Consider the following 16,480-nt stretch of genomic DNA (forward strand, 5'->3'; position numbering starts at 1 on the left):
AGTGGCCGGTCGCTACTCGCCGACCAGGTCCGCCGCGCCGTCCGCGACCTGGAGGAAGACGTCCTCCAGGGAGGCGCCTCGCACCTGCAGGTGTTGCAGGGTTCCGCCGCGCTCGCCCGCCCAGGTCATGAGGGCGGCGACGGTGTGGTGGGCCCGGTCGGCGACGTCGCCGCCGCGGATCGTGTAGGTCGCCCACAGCCGCTGTTCGCGGGTCTGCACCTCGACCTCGGCACCCTCCAGTCGGGGCAGGTCGGCGGTGCGCACGTCGCTCGGCAGCAGGAAGGTCACCCGGTCGCCCCATCCGGCGAGGACCTCGGCGAGCGTGCCCTCCACCCGGATCTCGCCGCGGTGCATGATGGCGAGCCGGTCGGCGAGCTTCTCGGCCTCTTCCAGGTAGTGCGTGGTGAGCAGGATCGCGACGCCGTCCCGCTTGAGGTCGCCGATGATGCGCCAGGTCTCGTGTCGCGCCTCGGGGTCCATCCCGGTGCTGGGTTCGTCGAGGTAGAGCACCTCGGGCCGGGTGAGCAGGGCCAGGCCGAGGTCGAGTCGACGCTTTTGACCACCGGAGAGCTGTCGGACCCGCAGCCCGCGCTTGTCGGTGAGGCCGATCAGCGTGAGCACCTCGTCGGTTCCGCGCGGGTCGGCGGCGAGGTCACTGGCGAGGGCGAGGGTCTCGTCGACGCTGAGGTCCTCCATCAGACCGCTGCCCTGGAGTACCGCGTTGGTGCGCTCGCGCACCCCGACGGGCTGTCCGTAGGGGTCCTGCCCGAAGACGCGGGCGGTGCCGGAGCTGGGGCGGCGGAACCCTTCGAGGGTCTCGATGGTGGTGGTCTTACCGGCGCCGTTGGTGCCCAGGAGGGCGAAGAGCTCACCGGGCCGAATCTCGAAGGAGACACCCTTGACCGCTTCGAAATCGCCGTACTTCTGACGTAGATCGCGGACCACCACCGCCGGTTCCTTGGAAGCGTGGGGGGTGGTGGTCGCGGTGGTGTTCGCTGTCGCCGTCATGTCCCACAGCTTTTCGCATGGGGCGGGCCGGCGACAGACTCGGCTGTCACAGGAGCACGATGGCGATCACCCGGCTCCGGTACTGACAAATGTCATTCCCACCGGGCCCGTGGGGGTGCGCCGCGCTCGCACGTGCCCCTTCGTCACCTCACGTGCGAGCGCGGTCGCGGCCGCTGTGCGGTCCACGCCCGTCCCCTCACACTCACGTCGGGCGGGGCCGTACCTGCGGTCACCAACTTTCTACACGAACCACACTCGGCCTGTCGTCGGAATTCGTCATTCTCCGTTGAATCGATCCCACGAGACAACGAAAGAGAAATTTCTTCTCAGGAAAAAACGTCCTATGGGATCTACTGGCATTTCGAAGAAACGGAATGGGCGGGACCCCCGTGGGTGTCCCGCCCATTCGCGCGCGGATTCTCGGCGAGATCGGACGCTAGGCGTCGGCGGTCTCCTTCTTCTCCCCGCCGGCCGCGGGATCGTCGCCCTTGACCGAACGGAGCAGCAGCTGGGAGACGTCGACGACCTCCAGCGTCTCCTTGGCCTCACCGGCGGACTTCTTCTCGTTGATGGCGTCGCCGAGCATGACCTGACAGAACGGGCACGCGGTGGAGACGGTGTCGGGGTTGGTGGTCAGCGCCTCGTCCACCCGCTCGGTGTTGATGCGCTTGCCGATCCGCTCCTCCATCCACATGCGGGCGCCACCGGCGCCACAGCAGAAGCCCCGCTCCTTGTGACGGTGCATCTCCTGCGTCTTGACGCCGGGCACCTGGGCCATGATGTCGCGCGGTGGCGTGTACACCTTGTTGTGGCGGCCCAGGAAACACGGGTCGTGGTAGGTGATGTTCTCGTCGATGGAGCTCACCGGGGTCAGGCGACCCTCGTCCACCAGCTGGGCCAGCAGCTGGCTGTGGTGGATGACCTCGTAGGTGCCACCGAGCTGCGGGTACTCCTTGGCCAGGGTGTTGAAGCAGTGCGGGCAGCTGGCCACGATCTTGGTGACACCGGCGTCGTTGAGCGTCTCGACGTTCTGCTGGGCCAGCATCTGGAAGACGTACTCCATGCCCAGACGCCGCGCCGGGTCACCGGTGCAGGCCTCCATGCCGCCCAGGACGGCGAACTTGACGTCCGCGATGTCCAGCAGCTCGGCGATGGCCTTCGTGGTCTTCTTGGCGCGGTCCTCCAGGGCACCGGCGCAACCGACCCAGAACAGGTACTCGGTGCCCTCGGGCAGCTTGTCCTCGACGACCTGGACCTCGACCGGATTCTCCTGGCCGGCCAGCTCCTCGATCCAGTCCATGCGCCGGTCCTCGGCCATGCCCCAAGGGTTGGCCTTGTTCTCAAGGTTCTTGAGGAGGGTGTTGGCCTCGGACGGGAAGTTGGACTCGACCATGACCTGGTAGCGACGCATGTCCAGGATGTGGTCGATGTGCTCGATGTCGACGGGGCACTGCTCGACGCAGGCACCACAGTTGGTGCAGGCCCACAGCTCGTCGGGGTGGATGACGCCACCCTCCTCCTCGGTGCCGACCAGCGGCTTGTTGAGGAGCGCGAGGACGTCGACGCCCGCGTGGCTGTTGTCCGGGGCCTCGGCGAGGGTCTCCTCGGTGATGCCCTGGAGCAGGTACGGGGCCTTCTCGTAGGCGTGTGCCTGCAGGTCGAGGATGACCTTCTTGGGCGACAGCGGCTTGCCGGTGTTCCAGGCGGGGCACTGGGACTGGCAGCGACCGCACTCGGTGCAGCTGGTGAAGTCCAGCAGGCCCTTCCAGGTGAAGTCCTCCAGCTTGCCGGCGCCGAACGGGTCCTCGTCCGGGTCGGCCTCCTCGAAGTCGAGGGGCTTGGTGCCGGACTTGTCCATCATCTGCTTGGCGGCGCCCAGGGACGGGCTGCCGTCGGCGTTGCGCTTGAAGAAGATGTTGACCGGCGCGATGAAGCGGTGCCAGCCGATGCCCATGGTGAGGTTGAGGTAGAGCACCACGAAGAACGCGTAGCTGATGATCAGCTTGAAGGCGGCGACCAGTGCGATGCCGGGCTCGGCGATCGCGGCGTCACCGGGCAGGATCGCGCCGACCGCGTGCGAGATCGGGGTGGCCCACACAGGGAAGGCGAAGTCCTCGATGGCGACCTTGAAGCCGCGGATCACGAAGACGGCGAGCAGCAGGCCGATGATGTAGGCCTCGACGTAGTACGCGGTCCAGGTCCTGGAGTTGGCGAACCGGGAGTCGCGACCCTTGCGGTGGGGGCCGTTCAGCAGGCGGTAGGCGGTGAGGCCGAGGATGCCGATGAGGCTGGTCCCGGCGATGAACTCGATCGCCAGACCGTAGATGGTCCAGTCGTAGATGATCGGCAGCTTGAAGTGCGGGTCGAAGACTTCACCCTGGGCCTCGATGACCGTGAGGACCAACAGGGGGAAGGACACCATCACGAACCAGTGGGCCACACCGACCCAGGGACGCTTGAGCATCCGGGTGTGTCCGAGGATCTCGATGAGCGTCATCGTCAGCCGCTTGCCCGGCGACTCCTTGCGCTCGGGCTCCACCGTTCTGCCGATGCCCACTGTTCGCACGATCTTGTACAGACCGAACCCGAACAGGGCCATCGCGACCACGGCGAAGACCGAGGTGATGATGCCCAGTGTCAAGTACAGCGGGTGCATCGTCCGTGGCCTCCCATCCTGCGTTCGTCATCCGGTGCGCCACACACCGGTGGTCCCAACTTATGTTACTAGCGAGTAATAGCAAGGTCGCCACCACCCCGGGCCATCCTGGCCCGAGACCCGCTTCCGAGCCCTCGCCGATGCGTTCTCTCGCGACGTGCCGTTCGATCGCGGAACCGCCCTCACGCGCGGGCCCACCGTAGCCGGCCTCGGCCACAACGGAATCACGCCGGTCGCTTCCGGTCCCTTCGCACACGTACACACCACGCCCCCTATGTAAGCGGACGGCCGGACCGATCGGGCACACCCGGGCATCGGTGGGTCCACCGGTCCCCCTGAGTAGCCCCTTACTCTCCCGGATTCTCGAATCGAGGATCTCCCCGAGTCGTCCCGGAGTTCGGCCACGGGCCCACCAAAAATTCCCCAGGTCGGGAACATCTCCGCCGGGCCACCCGTTGTCAGGTCGTAGGAATCAAGTTGAGCCTCATTGACTCAACTGACTTGACAGCCCTGACCTGACGAAGCAAACTTACGCCTGAACGACTCAACTTTGACGGAGGAAGCAACCATGGCACGTGCGGTCGGAATCGACCTCGGTACGACGAACTCGTGTGTCGCGGTCCTGGAGGGTGGCGAGCCGACGGTCATCACCAACGCCGAGGGCTCCCGCACCACCCCTTCGGTCGTGGCGTTCGCCAAGAACGGTGAGGTGCTCGTCGGTGAGGTGGCCAAGCGCCAGGCCGTCACCAACGTCGACCGGACGATCCGCTCGGTGAAGCGTCACATCGGCACCGACTGGTCGGTGCAGATCGACGACAAGACCTTCAACCCGCAGCAGATCAGCGCCTTCATCCTGCAAAAGCTCAAGCGTGACGCCGAGGCGTACCTGGGCGAGGACGTGACCGACGCGGTCATCACCGTCCCGGCCTACTTCAGCGACTCCCAGCGCCAGGCCACCAAGGAGGCCGGCACGATCGCGGGCCTCAACGTCCTGCGCATCATCAACGAGCCCACCTCGGCCGCGCTCGCCTACCACCTGGAGAAGGAGGACGAGGCCACGATCCTCGTCTACGACCTCGGTGGCGGCACCTTCGACGTCTCCCTCCTGGAGGTCGGTGACGGCGTCGTGGAGGTCAAGGCGACCAACGGCGACAACCACCTCGGTGGTGACGACTGGGACCAGAAGGTCGTCGACTGGCTGGTGGAGAAGTTCAAGAACTCCAACGGCGTCGACCTGGCCAAGGACAAGATGGCGCTCCAGCGCCTGCGCGAGGCCGCCGAGAAGGCCAAGATCGAGCTCTCCAGCTCCAGCGAGACGCAGATCAACCTGCCCTACATCACCGCTTCGGCGGAGGGCCCGCTGCACCTGGACGAGAAGCTCACCCGCGCCGAGTTCCAGCGTCTGACCTCCGACCTGGTCGAGCGCACCAAGGTGCCGTTCCAGCAGGTCCTCAAGGACGCCGGGATCGCCCTGGACCAGATCCACCACATCGTGCTGGTCGGTGGCTCCACCCGTATGCCCGTCATCGCCGAGCAGGTCAAGGAGATGACCGGCGGCAAGGACCCGAACAAGGGCGTCAACCCGGACGAGGTCGTGGCCATCGGTGCCGCGCTCCAGGCCGGTGTGCTCAAGGGCGAGGTCAAGGACGTCCTGCTGCTGGACGTCACCCCGCTGTCGCTGGGCATCGAGACCAAGGGCGGGGTGTTCACCAAGCTCATCGAGCGCAACACCACCATCCCGACCAAGCGCTCCGAGATCTTCACGACGGCCGACGACAACCAGCCGTCCGTGCAGATCCAGGTGTACCAGGGTGAGCGCGACATCGCCCAGTACAACAAGAAGCTGGGCGTCTTCGACCTGACCGGTCTGCCCCCGGCGCCGCGCGGCGTCCCGCAGATCGAGGTCGCCTTCGACATCGACGCCAACGGCATCGTGAACGTCACCGCGAAGGACCTGGGCACCGGCAAGGAGCAGTCGGTCACCATCTCCGGTGGTTCGGCCATGTCCAAGGACGACATCGACAAGATGGTCCGCGAGGCCGAGCAGTACGCCGAGGACGACCGCAAGCGTCGCGAAGAGGCCGAGGTCCGCAACAACGCCGAGTCCCTCGTCTACCAGACCGAGAAGGTCATCACGGACAACGAGGACAAGATCCCGGCGGACGTGCGTTCCGAGACCGAGGCCGCCGTCTCCGAGCTGAAGACCGCTCTGGAGGGCACCGACACCGAGGCCATCCGCACCGCCAGCGAGAAGGTCGCCCTGGCCAGCCAGAAGATCGGCTCGGCCATCTACAGCCAGGGCCAGCAGGGTGAGGGCGCCCCGGCCGACGACGCGAGCGCGGACGGCTCCGCCGACGACGCCGACGTCGTGGACGCCGAGATCGTCGACGAGGACAACGGCAAGGGCAAGGGCGACCAGTCCTGACACGTGGTCCCGTAAGAGTCGAGGAAGGAGGGAACGTCGGACATGGCGCTGTCGGATAAGAACAGCCCCGACTCCGGTGACGGTGACGAGACCCAGGGTCCGGTGATCCGCGACAACCGCAGGATCGACCCCGAGACCGGTGAGGTCCGCGAACCCGAGGTCGAGGAGACCAAGGAGTCCGAGGCGGACGACGCCGAGGAGCCCGAGGTCGTCGAGGCCGAGGTCGAGGACATCCCCGAGATCCCGGACACCCCCGAGTCGGTGGTGAGCGAGGCCATCAACGCCGATGAGCGGGTCGTCGAACTCACCAACGACATCAAGCGGGTGCAGGCGGAGTACGCCAACTACCGCAAGCGTGTCGAGCGTGACCGCGTGGCCGTCCGTGAGGTCGCCACCGCCCAGGTCATCGGCGAACTACTGCCGATCCTGGACGACATCGGTCGCGCCCGGGACCACGATGAGCTCACCGGCGGGTTCAAGGCGGTGGCCGAGTCCCTGGAGGCGGCGGCGACCAAGCTGGGCCTGGAGAAGTACGGCGAGCAGGGTGACGAGTTCGACCCGAACGTGCACGAGGCACTCACCCTCGTCCCGGTTCCGAACATCTCCGTCCAGTCGGTGATCGAGGTGTTCCAGCCGGGGTACCGGATCGGGGAGAGGGTCCTGCGCCCGGCCCGCGTGGTCGTGGGAGAACCCACCGGCGACACTCCGCATGCCTCGGAAGAGGACACCGGGGATGCCTCCGCCGAGAAGGACGAGGACGAGAAGTAACGAGCTGTGGCCGTGGCCGGCATGAGATCGTCGGTCACGGCCACAGGTCGACCCCGGCCCCACACGGCCGGGACCCACGTGGAAACATCGGACGCAACCGGCACCAGCGGGGAGAAGGCACCAGTCGATGAGCACCAAGGACTACCTGGAGAAGGACTACTACAAGGTCCTCGGAGTCTCAAAGACAGCCACCAAGGACGAGATCCGCTCGTCCTACCGCAAGCTGGCCCGGGAGAACCACCCCGACGCCAACCGTGACGACCCGAAGGCGGAGGACCGCTTCAAGGAGATCTCCGAGGCGTACAACGTCCTGTCGGACGAGAAGCGCCGCAAGGAGTACGACGAGGCGCGTTCGATGTTCGGTGGTTCGTACCGGCCCGGTGGCGGCACCGGCCCGGGCGGGTTCGACATGAGCGACATCTTCGGTCAGGGCGGTGGCGGTGGTGGCGCCCCCGGTGGCGAACGGCTGAGCGACCTGTTCGGTGGGCTGTTCGGCAACCGCGGACGGTCGGGTCAGGCGACCCGCAGCCGACGTGGTTCCGACATCGAGACCGAGACGACACTGAACTTCCGAGAGGCCGCGGACGGGGTGACCCGTTCGTTCCAGCTGACCAGCGACGCGGCGTGTCCCACCTGTAGGGGCACGGGCGCGCGCGCCGGCACGGCCCCTCGAATGTGCCCGAAGTGCTCCGGCACCGGGCACGAGAACACCAACCTGGGCGGCTTCTCGCTGTCGGAGCCGTGCAGCGAGTGCAAGGGACGCGGCCTGGTGGTCGACGACCCCTGCCCCACCTGTTCGGGCAGCGGGCGCGGCAAGAGCACGCGCAGCATCCAGACCCGCATCCCCGGCGGTGTGTCCGACGGGCAGCGGATCCGGCTCAAGGGCAAGGGTGCACCCGGCGAGAACGGTGGCCCCGCCGGTGACCTGTACGTCGTCGTCCATGTGAAGGATCACCCGGTGTTCGGTAAGAACGGCGACAACGTCACCATCACGGTCCCGGTGTCCTTCCCCGAGGCCGCGTTGGGCGCCGACGTCCGGGTTCCGACCCTGGGCGGTTTCCCGGTGACGGTGAAGGTGCCGCCGGGCACCCAGAACGGGCGCACGCTGCGGGTTCGCGGCAAGGGCGCCACCCGCAAGGACGGCACCATCGGCGACATGCTGGTCACCTTCGAGGTCAAGGTGCCGCAGACACTCAACGACGACGCTCGCGAGGCGTTGGAGAAGTTCCGCGCGGCGACGTCGGACTACGACCCGCGTGACGGACTCGAAGCGCGGGCGAAGGGCGCGTGAATGTCGTGAACGATCCTTCGTTCGGAGTCGACGCCCCGGTCTACGTCATCTCCGTGGCCGCGGAGTTGGCGGGTATGCATCCGCAGACGCTGCGGCAGTACGACCGGCTGGGGCTCGTGTCGCCCGGACGTACTTCCGGGCGGGGCCGTCGTTACTCCATGCGTGACGTGCAGACGCTGCGCGTGGTGCAGCGGCTGTCGCAGGAGGAGGGCATCAACCTCGCCGGGATCAAGCGGATCCTGGAACTGGAGGACGAGGTCGAGCAGCTGCGCGAGCAGGTGTTCCACCTGGCCAACGAACTTGAGGCGGCGCGCCGTGCGGTGTCCCGGCGCGGCCGTCCGGCCCGCCCCGAGGGCGGAACCCCACGTGGGGAACTGGTGCGCCGCACCCGTGTGACGATCTTCAACACGGCCGACCCCGAAGAGCGTCCCGAGCGGGGCGGCGGGCTCGGGGACGACGGGAACGCCCGCGACACGGGCGATCCCGACCAGAAGTAGGGGCCGGACCCTCGGGGTCGGGCCTCGCGGACTCCACCCCTATTGCGCGGTGGGGTCGGCCATTGGACATTACCCTGAGTGAAACTTCATGTGAATGGAGTCACGGATCGTGAACTACAAGCTCACCCAGAAGAGCCAGGAGGCTCTGGCCGCCGCCATTCGTCAGGCCACCACCGACGGCAGCCCTCAGACCGAGCCCCTGCACCTGTTGAACGCCCTGCTGGACCAGGCGGAGGGCATCACCCGGCCGCTGCTCAAGGAGGTCGGGGTCGATCCCGACCGGCTCAAGGACAAGGTCGGGTCGGCCATCGGAGCCCTGCCCAAGGTGGCGGGTTCGACGGTCAGCTCCCCCAGTTCCTCGCGGCAGCTCATCGTCTCCATCAACACCGCCGCGCAGCGGGCCCAGCAGATGGAGGACGAGTTCGTCTCCACCGAACACCTGTTGGTGGGGTTGGCCGCCGACGGTGGCGAGGCGTCCCGGCTGCTCAAGGACGCCGGGGCGACCCCGGAGGGCCTCTTGGAGGCCTTCGAGCGGGTCCGCGGTACCGGTCGGGTCACCTCGGAGAACCCCGAGGACACCTACCAGTCCCTGGAGAAGTTCGGTGTCGACCTGACCGAGCGGGCCCGCGAGGGCAAGGTCGACCCGGTCATCGGTCGCGACGGCGAGATCCGTCGGGTCATCCAGGTGCTCAGCCGCCGCACCAAGAACAACCCGGTGCTCATCGGCGAGCCGGGCGTGGGCAAGACGGCCGTCGTCGAGGGACTGGCCCAGCGCATCGTGGCGGGCGACGTTCCGCAGTCCCTGCTCGGCAAGCGCCTGATCAGCCTGGACCTGTCCGCGATGGTGGCGGGCGCCAAGTACCGGGGCGAGTTCGAGGAACGGCTGAAGGCGGTGCTCACGGAGATCAAGGAGTCCGAGGGCCAGGTCATCACGTTCATCGACGAGCTGCACACCATGGTGGGCGCGGGCGCCGCCGAGGGCGCCATGGACGCCGGCAACATGCTCAAGCCGATGTTGGCCCGCGGTGAGCTGCGCATGGTCGGCGCCACCACCCTGGACGAGTACCGGGAGAAGATCGAGAAGGACCCCGCGCTGGAGCGCCGTTTCCAGCAGGTGTTCGTCGGTGAGCCCTCGGCCACCGACACCATCGCGATCCTGCGCGGTCTCAAGGGGCGGTACGAGGCGCACCACAAGGTGCAGATCTCCGACTCCGCGCTGGTCGCCGCGGCCACCCTGTCGGACCGCTACATCACCGCGCGGTTCCTGCCGGACAAGGCCATCGACCTCATCGACGAGGCCTCGTCCCGGCTGCGCATGGAGATCGACTCCAGCCCGGTGGTGATCGACGAGCTGCGCCGCACCGTCGACCGCCTCAAGATGGAGGAGATGGCGCTCGACAAGGAGTCGGACCCCGCGAGTCGGCAACGGCTGGAGCGGTTGCGCGCGGACCTGACCGACAACCAGGAGCGGCTCAACGGGCTGGTGGCCCGTTGGGAGCAGGAGAAGGCCGGACTGAACCGGGTCGGTGAGCTCAAGGGCCGCCTGGACGAGATGCGCACCAAGGCCGAACTGGCCGAACGCGAGGGCCGCTTCGAGGAGGCGTCCCGGCTGATGTACGGGGAGATCCCGCAGCTGGAGAAGCAGGTCGAGGAGGCTTCCAAGGCCGAGGAGAAGGCCGCGGACTCGGCCGGTTCCGATGGAGATGACCCGATGGTCAAGGACGAGGTGGGCGCCGACGAGGTCGCCGACGTCGTGTCGGCCTGGACCGGAATCCCCGTGGGTCGGCTGATGGAGGGCGAGACCTCCAAGCTGCTGCGTATGGAGGACGAGCTGGGTCGGCGGCTGATCGGACAGAAGGACGCCGTGGCCGCCGTGTCGGACGCGGTGCGCAGGGCCCGGGCGGGCATCTCCGACCCCGACCGGCCCACCGGTTCGTTCCTGTTCCTGGGCCCGACCGGTGTCGGCAAGACCGAGCTGGCCAAGGCCCTCGCCGAGTTCCTGTTCGACGACGAGCGCGCGATCGTGCGCGTGGACATGAGCGAGTACTCCGAGAAGCACTCGGTGTCGCGCCTGGTGGGTGCGCCCCCCGGATACGTGGGTTATGAGGAGGGCGGTCAGCTGACCGAGGCGGTGCGCCGCCGCCCCTACACCGTGGTGTTGCTGGACGAGGTGGAGAAGGCCCACCTGGAGGTGTTCGACACCCTGTTGCAGGTGCTGGACGACGGTCGACTGACCGACGGCCAGGGCCGTCAGGTGGACTTCCGCAACACCATCCTGATCCTCACCTCGAACCTGGGGTCACAGTTCCTGGTGGACCAGTCCCTGGAGGAGGCCACCCGCCGGGAACGTGTGATGGACGTCGTGCGCGCGACTTTCAAGCCGGAGTTCCTCAACCGCCTGGACGACGTGATCATGTTCGACGCGTTGTCCACCGAGGAGCTGACCCGGATCGTGGACCTACAGGTGGACAAGCTGGCCCGGCGACTGGCCGAGCGCAGGTTCACGCTGGACGTGTCCCAGGGTGCACGTGAGTGGTTGGCGTTGACCGGGTTCGACCCGAACTACGGCGCCCGGCCACTGCGTCGCCTGGTGCAGTCGTCGATCGGTGATCCGCTGGCCAAGGTGATGCTGTCCGGCGAGCTCACCGAGGGCGACACCGTGACCGTGGACGTCGACCCCGAACGCGACCGCCTGGTGGTGACCCCCACCAAGGCCTGAGCCCATTGTCGAAGGGGGGCCGTACCCGGTCGGGTGCGGCCCCCCTTCGGCGTGTCCGGGGAAGAATCCTTGTCATGGACACGATCGAACGGTTCGAGGTCATCGCACGAGCGGCAGACGGGGAGGACGTCACCTTCGAATACCTCGATGGGCGTGTGGTGGTCCGCCCCGTGCCCGACAGCGACCACAACGCGATCCTCATGTGGCTGATGCGTCGGTTCATGACGCAGCGGGCGGACCTGGACCTGAACGTCACCGGGCAGGGTCTCAAGGTGGACTCCTACCGTAAGGGCCGCGCACGACCCGACGGCATCCTCGCCCCCATCGACCATTTCGCGGGACAGGGCGAATGGGCCGACCCTCAAGGCGTCCTCGCCGTCGTCGAGGTCACTTCCCGGGACTCAGGCGCCAACGCCCGTGATCGTGTCGAGAAGGCCCACGCTTACGCCGCCTGCGACATCGGCGTCCACCTCCTGATCGACCGCGACGACGACAGCGTCACCGTGCACAGCGAGCCCTCCGGGGACCATTACCGCAGCATCGTCACGCTCTGCTACGGCCACACCATCGAGATCCCCGGGGTCGGAGTCACCCTGGACACCGACGGTCTCAAGCGCTACGGCCGCTAGAGCACGAAGCTCTCGCCGGTCGCCGGGTGGACGCGATACGGCCCGCATGGTCAGGGGAACCAGATCAAGGACGCTGACCGATCTCTTCGACCCACCCGGTCCAGACGTAGCTGACCTGCTGGGACAGGACGGGGTACTCAAGACCGTAGTCCTCGATCGGGGTCTCCGGGTCCTCTTCGGCCATCAGGATGGAGTCCTGGTAGAGCAACGCCCCGTCCTCCGCGCTGAAGAGGTAGCGGTACTCCAGCGTCTGGACACCGGGTTCCTCGACGACGAACGAGAAGAGCTCGCCCTCTCGGCCCAACGGATCGGTGGCGGTGCCCAGGTGGCTCGTCTCGGCACGGTCGGCGATGATCCGTTGGACGGCGGCCTCCTCCACACCGGACAAGGGCCGGTTCTCGTAGAGGCCCGCGACGGCGTGGAACAGGGAGGCGTCGGTTCTCTCGTCCTCCTCAGGGTCATCACCCAGGCCCATGAGGGTCTCCGCCAGAGCGTCGGGGTCGGTGGGCAGCGCCTCGGGCAGGACCAGGCTGGGGTGAAGAGTCTCCTCGTGGGTCTCACCGACCTGGTCCAGGAACCACTCGTGGTCGCCGGCCTCTCCTCCCGTCTCGGTCGGGGGCTGGGGGTTCTGGTCCTCACGCAGCTCACCGTCCAGGCTCTGCCACCGGTTCCACTCGAAGGGGATGAACCCGTACCCGTGGGTCTCCTCCGGGTCCGCGTCACCGGCGTCGGCGTTCATCCGGTACATGGTGGTGCCGGTGGAGGATACGAACCCCACGTCTCCCCGTCCCTGGGGATCACCGCGTTCGGCCGTGACCTCGGACAGCTCCAGCAAGGGTTCCGTGCCGTCGACCGGCTCCCCACCGACGACCTCCACGGTCTCGGGCGGGGAGGCGTAGGCCACGGGTACTCCGGCCGGGTGGTCCGTGGGCAACAGCATCGCTCCCACACCCACGGTCAGGGCAGCGGCGGCGGCACCGGCCACGAGCACGGGGACACGACGCCACAGGGGATTTGTCACGGGGGTGTTCTCCCTCAGTCTGGCGATGGCGTTGGCCCGGGCCCATCGACGGCCCTGGTCGGTGGGGGCGCTGTCCCTGGCCGGATCGCTGTCGTTGAGGGCCGCGCGCAGACTGGTCAGGTCGTTCATGACGTCTTCTCCCAAGTGAAGTCCGGTTCGGGTTCGGCCGCCTCGTTCAGGTGAGCGGTGAGCCTCTTACGGGCGCGGTGCAGTCGTCCGCGAGCGTTGACGTGACTGCATCCCACGACCTTGGCCGCCTGGCGGGTGTCGAGTCCCTCCCAGGTCACGAGCATCACGAGTTCGCGTTCGATCTCGGTCAGTCGTGCAAGGGCCGCCAGGGCCCCACTGCGGTCGATGACGCCGTCGGCGTGGTCGGCGTACGCGCCGATCCGGCCAGGTTCTCGGGTCAACGATTGCGCGATCTGATCCTGGCTCCGGCCGCGGCGCAGGTGGGCCAGGGTGATTCTTCGCGCGCACTCGTACAACCAGGGCAGTTCCTGCTGCGGGACCAGGCGTTTTCGTCGTTGCCAGGCCACGACGAAGGACTCCGAGGCCACGTCGTCCGCCTGATCGGCGCCCACCCTGCGCCGCGCGTATCGGTACACGGCGTCGTAATGCTTCTCGAACAGGGCGTTGAAGGCGCACTCGTCGGAGTAAGGGTCCCCGTCCGTGCTGCTTCCCATGGGCATTCCTCCCGTCCTCTCACCTGCTTATGTCGGGAGGAGGGCTGTGTGTTCGGTCGGCGGTGCGGATTTTTCCGGCTGCCGGTCCTCGCCCCCGCCGGGGCCTCTGTCCGGGGCCGTCACCGGAGCACCCTCACTCTCGACAACGGACACACAGAGCCACCCGGGGTCGGAGTCACCCTGAACATCGACGGCCTCAAGCGCTACAGCGGCTAGAGCGGGAATCCACTGGACTGGGTGCCCGATTGGCCGACCACTTCTGCGACCCTCTGCCCCAGGAGAAGGGCCGCGCTGACGGCCAGAGCGGGCAGGGCCCACCGCCGGCGCGGTGCCCGATGACGGCCCCGGCGGTTGGAGGGGGAACCGGTCGGGGGATCAGTTGGCACGCCGACCTGACGGGCTTGCCTCTCGGCCTGTTCCCGACGTTGGCGGGCCACGATCATCCAGTGCGGGAGTTCGCCGTGTTCGAGCATGTAGGCGACCCTGGGGTTGCCCCGCATCTGTCGCAGCAACCGTTCCCGTCGTTCCTGGTGCGATTCCGGCCGGACGTTCGTGGGGTGGGAAAGCACCGGACGGGAGAAACGTTGGCCTCGGGGCGCGTTCAGCACGGAGCGCACCCTGGAGTCGACGGTGGTCATGACCGGGCACCGCCCAACGCGAACTCGGCCCAGATGATGGTGCCCAGACCATCGCAGAAGGGGAAGTCCAGGACCGAGTGGGAGCCCCAGCGCTCGGCCAGGTGGTGGATGAGCAGCAGTCCCCGGCCACGCTCGGCCTCCTCCCAGTCTTCGGAGGTGCGCTGATGCGGGAGCTCCGGGCCCTTGGGCTCGATGGCGTCGACTCGGATGCCATCATCGACGATCGCGACCTGGATGGTGGTGGCGGTGGGCATGTGCAGCGTGCGGATCACGCGCCCCTCAGGGTCCTGTCCCGATCGCGAATGGTCGCACGCGTTCGCGAACATCTCGCTGGCACAGAGCACGATGTCCTCGCCGGTCTCCTTGGACAGCCCGGACAGGCGGGCCAGATCGGAGGCCAGGTCGGAGCGGACCCAGGCGGTCTGGGCCAGGTCACCGGGGTAGACGCGGGAGGGCCAGCGGCGGCCGGTGAAGGGCGGGATGGGGGTGTGGATCGGGGCTCGGGTGTGCGGCACAATGGCCATGTCGGCAACTCTCTTTCGGTTGAAATCGGTGTTGGTTGTCGGCCTGCTCTGGGGGTGTTGGTGCACCCGCCAGAGCTTTTTCATGGGCGCCGGGGGTTCAGCGCGTCGCGGTGATGGTGTCCTCGCAGTAACGGCAGGTCGCGGTGGCCGTGTTACCGCGTCTCACCGGGGGTTGATCGGGGATGTAGTCGTGCCCGTTGGGGTCCGAGCAGGTCGTTCGGTTGTCCATCGCGCCTCACCGGGCCGAGACCAAGGAGCGAAGGGCTCCTGCCGGCCCTGTTCAGGCGCTCGTTTCCAGTCGGTGTAGCCCTGACAAGACCGCGTGGAGGACGTCCAGCGGAACGGTGTCCAGTGGGAGACGCGGACCCGGGACCCGTGGTGGCCGGGGTGAGCCCGACGACCCTGCCCCGGCCGGGGTTCGGGGCGACAAGGCGTAGGCACGCACCCGCCCAGCCCTTCGGGGGCGACGGCGGCGCACCAGTTCAGCAGCGCGGTGACGCGCGTAGGTCAGCTCGGACAGGTTCAAGCAACGCGGCATAGCGCGGCTCCTGGTGCTCAGGTGCCGGGCGGGAGGTCCGGCGGGATGTTCTGGTGACACCATGGTTGCCTCTTGCTCCAATATTTGCAAGCCCCAAGTTTAATCTGGAGTCCCTAATATTCAAGGGCGAAGCGAGTATCTACGGAAGGCGCACTAAATGTCGGAATCCCGCTGGTCCGCCATAGGATCAGGCCACCAGACCGGACCCTCACGGAAGGACAGCGACATGGTCAGCCCGACCCTGCGTCGGCGGCGTCTCAGCCGACTCCTCTTCCAACAACGTGAGAAATCCGGACTGACTGCGAAAGCTGTCGCCGCCGAAGCCAAGAAGCGCAGTGGTAAGACTCGCGGTTGGTCCGAATCCAAGGTGAACAGGCTGGAAACCGGCGACTGGAAGAGGCTCTCCGTCGAGGATGTCTTCCTGTTGTTGGACATCTACGGGGTCGCCGACCCGGTTGAGCGAGACGGGTACGCGGAGCTGGTGAAGGAGGCCAGCCGTAAGGGCTGGTGGGCGACCTACGAGAACGTTCTCGGCACGGGACAGCTGATCGGGCTGGAGGCGGAAGCCTCATCGATCCGCTCTTATCAATCCATGACGATCCCGGGGCTACTCCAGACCGAGTCCTACGCACGTGCCATGGCCGTTGCCAGTTCCATGGGTGACACCGACGATGTCGACCAAAGAGTCGAGGTTCGGATGCTGCGCAAGGCAGTGTTCAGCCGCGCGGATCCCCCTGCGTTCTGGGCTGTCATCGACGAAGCCGCGCTTTTGCACATCACGCCCGAGCTGAGTGACCAGCTGGAGTATCTTCTTGAGGTCGGTCAACGACCGAACGTCGGCATCCAGGTCCTTCCCGTGTCGGGAGGGCTGCACGCTGCCATGACAGCACACTTCGTGATCCTGGAGTTCCCAAGGCCGGAACCTCCAGTGGTGTATCTGGAGGTCGCCACGGAGGAGCTTTACCTGGAGTCCGAACCACAGGTCCGCCAGTACACGCGCCGGTTCGACTTCGTGCAGGCGTCTGCCTTGTCCGTGGAAGAGTCGCACGCTCTGATTCGGAACCGCTTGTCATCCCTGTGAGA

At 67.2% G+C, this 16,480-nt stretch carries 14 protein-coding genes; 7 read left to right on the top strand and 7 right to left on the bottom strand.

All coding sequences use genetic code 11. The features are described from left to right. Positions 1–12: 12 nt before the first annotated feature. A complete protein-coding gene (locus ACWGKS_RS15135; RefSeq protein ID WP_358503828.1) occupies positions 13–1,008 on the bottom strand; it encodes an ABC transporter ATP-binding protein in 996 nt (331 codons plus the stop codon). 436 nt (positions 1,009–1,444) lie between these two features. Beyond that, complete coding sequence (locus ACWGKS_RS15140) at positions 1,445–3,664, bottom strand: (Fe-S)-binding protein (RefSeq protein WP_358503831.1); 2,220 nt, start codon at positions 3,662–3,664, stop codon at positions 1,445–1,447. A 568-nt stretch (positions 3,665–4,232) separates the two neighbouring features. Between ACWGKS_RS15140 and dnaK the strand changes: the two genes are divergently transcribed. The 6 genes from dnaK (at position 4,233) to ACWGKS_RS15170 (ending at position 11,993) form a co-directional block, all read left to right on the top strand. Next, entirely contained in the window at positions 4,233–6,089 is a 1,857-nt protein-coding gene (dnaK, locus tag ACWGKS_RS15145; protein ID WP_452455403.1) for a molecular chaperone DnaK, read from the top strand. 42 nt (positions 6,090–6,131) lie between these two features. After that, positions 6,132–6,857: a nucleotide exchange factor GrpE gene (gene grpE / locus ACWGKS_RS15150; protein WP_452522891.1), complete on the top strand. Its 726-nt coding sequence runs from the start codon at positions 6,132–6,134 to the stop codon at positions 6,855–6,857. A gap of 127 nt (positions 6,858–6,984) precedes the next feature. Then, the gene (gene dnaJ, locus ACWGKS_RS15155; RefSeq protein WP_452522893.1) at positions 6,985–8,148 is read left to right on the top strand and encodes a molecular chaperone DnaJ; all 1,164 of its coding nucleotides are present in this window, start codon (positions 6,985–6,987) and stop codon (positions 8,146–8,148) included. Next, the gene (locus ACWGKS_RS15160) at positions 8,145–8,645 is read left to right on the top strand and encodes a heat shock protein transcriptional repressor HspR (RefSeq protein WP_452522895.1); all 501 of its coding nucleotides are present in this window, start codon (positions 8,145–8,147) and stop codon (positions 8,643–8,645) included. Before dnaJ ends, ACWGKS_RS15160 begins: the two co-directional genes overlap by 4 nt. A gap of 109 nt (positions 8,646–8,754) precedes the next feature. Further along, entirely contained in the window at positions 8,755–11,364 is a 2,610-nt protein-coding gene (clpB, locus tag ACWGKS_RS15165; RefSeq protein ID WP_452522957.1) for an ATP-dependent chaperone ClpB, read from the top strand. 74 nt (positions 11,365–11,438) lie between these two features. Further along, positions 11,439–11,993 carry a Uma2 family endonuclease gene (locus ACWGKS_RS15170; protein ID WP_358503844.1) on the top strand — a complete coding sequence of 185 codons (555 nt, stop codon included), beginning with the start codon at positions 11,439–11,441 and terminating at the stop codon, positions 11,991–11,993. Positions 11,994–12,057: 64 nt separating this feature from the next. Here the strand turns inward: ACWGKS_RS15170 and ACWGKS_RS15175 are convergent, their stop codons facing one another. The 5 genes from ACWGKS_RS15175 to ACWGKS_RS15195 form a co-directional block, all read right to left on the bottom strand. Next, positions 12,058–13,143, bottom strand: coding sequence for a CU044_5270 family protein (locus ACWGKS_RS15175; RefSeq protein WP_358503846.1), 1,086 nt, complete (start codon positions 13,141–13,143; stop codon positions 12,058–12,060). Continuing rightward, entirely contained in the window at positions 13,140–13,697 is a 558-nt protein-coding gene (locus ACWGKS_RS15180; RefSeq protein WP_452522898.1) for an RNA polymerase sigma factor, read from the bottom strand. The genes ACWGKS_RS15175 and ACWGKS_RS15180 overlap by 4 nt, the downstream gene beginning before the upstream one ends. Positions 13,698–13,909: 212 nt before the next feature. Next, positions 13,910–14,335: a hypothetical protein gene (locus ACWGKS_RS15185; RefSeq protein WP_358503851.1), complete on the bottom strand. Its 426-nt coding sequence runs from the start codon at positions 14,333–14,335 to the stop codon at positions 13,910–13,912. Beyond that, the gene (locus ACWGKS_RS15190) at positions 14,332–14,859 is read right to left on the bottom strand and encodes an ATP-binding protein (RefSeq protein ID WP_358503854.1); all 528 of its coding nucleotides are present in this window, start codon (positions 14,857–14,859) and stop codon (positions 14,332–14,334) included. Before ACWGKS_RS15190 ends, ACWGKS_RS15185 begins: the two co-directional genes overlap by 4 nt. Before the next feature lie 97 nt (positions 14,860–14,956). Beyond that, on the bottom strand, positions 14,957–15,088 hold the full coding sequence (locus ACWGKS_RS15195) for a hypothetical protein (RefSeq protein ID WP_358503857.1): 132 nt from the start codon (positions 15,086–15,088) through the stop codon (positions 14,957–14,959). A gap of 535 nt (positions 15,089–15,623) precedes the next feature. Here ACWGKS_RS15195 and ACWGKS_RS15200 point away from each other — a divergent pair. Beyond that, the gene (locus ACWGKS_RS15200; protein WP_358503860.1) at positions 15,624–16,478 is read left to right on the top strand and encodes a helix-turn-helix domain-containing protein; all 855 of its coding nucleotides are present in this window, start codon (positions 15,624–15,626) and stop codon (positions 16,476–16,478) included. Positions 16,479–16,480 lie beyond the last annotated feature (2 nt).

The organism is Nocardiopsis sp. NPDC055879, from assembly GCF_053615935.1.

What these genes read in the sequence shown, in the direction of transcription:
- ACWGKS_RS15170 (WP_358503844.1), top strand. Translation starts at nt 11,439, where the DNA reads ATGGACACGATCGAACGGTTCGAGGTCATCGCACGAGCGGCAGACGGG.
- dnaJ (WP_452522893.1), top strand. Translation starts at nt 6,985, where the DNA reads ATGAGCACCAAGGACTACCTGGAGAAGGACTACTACAAGGTCCTCGGA.
- ACWGKS_RS15135 (WP_358503828.1), bottom strand. Translation starts at nt 1,008, where the DNA reads ATGACGGCGACAGCGAACACCACCGCGACCACCACCCCCCACGCTTCC.
- dnaK (WP_452455403.1), top strand. Translation starts at nt 4,233, where the DNA reads ATGGCACGTGCGGTCGGAATCGACCTCGGTACGACGAACTCGTGTGTC.
- ACWGKS_RS15190 (WP_358503854.1), bottom strand. Translation starts at nt 14,859, where the DNA reads ATGGCCATTGTGCCGCACACCCGAGCCCCGATCCACACCCCCATCCCG.
- ACWGKS_RS15185 (WP_358503851.1), bottom strand. Translation starts at nt 14,335, where the DNA reads ATGACCACCGTCGACTCCAGGGTGCGCTCCGTGCTGAACGCGCCCCGA.
- ACWGKS_RS15180 (WP_452522898.1), bottom strand. Translation starts at nt 13,697, where the DNA reads ATGGGAAGCAGCACGGACGGGGACCCTTACTCCGACGAGTGCGCCTTC.
- ACWGKS_RS15140 (WP_358503831.1), bottom strand. Translation starts at nt 3,664, where the DNA reads ATGCACCCGCTGTACTTGACACTGGGCATCATCACCTCGGTCTTCGCC.
- ACWGKS_RS15200 (WP_358503860.1), top strand. Translation starts at nt 15,624, where the DNA reads ATGGTCAGCCCGACCCTGCGTCGGCGGCGTCTCAGCCGACTCCTCTTC.
- ACWGKS_RS15175 (WP_358503846.1), bottom strand. Translation starts at nt 13,143, where the DNA reads ATGAACGACCTGACCAGTCTGCGCGCGGCCCTCAACGACAGCGATCCG.
- ACWGKS_RS15195 (WP_358503857.1), bottom strand. Translation starts at nt 15,088, where the DNA reads ATGGACAACCGAACGACCTGCTCGGACCCCAACGGGCACGACTACATC.
- grpE (WP_452522891.1), top strand. Translation starts at nt 6,132, where the DNA reads ATGGCGCTGTCGGATAAGAACAGCCCCGACTCCGGTGACGGTGACGAG.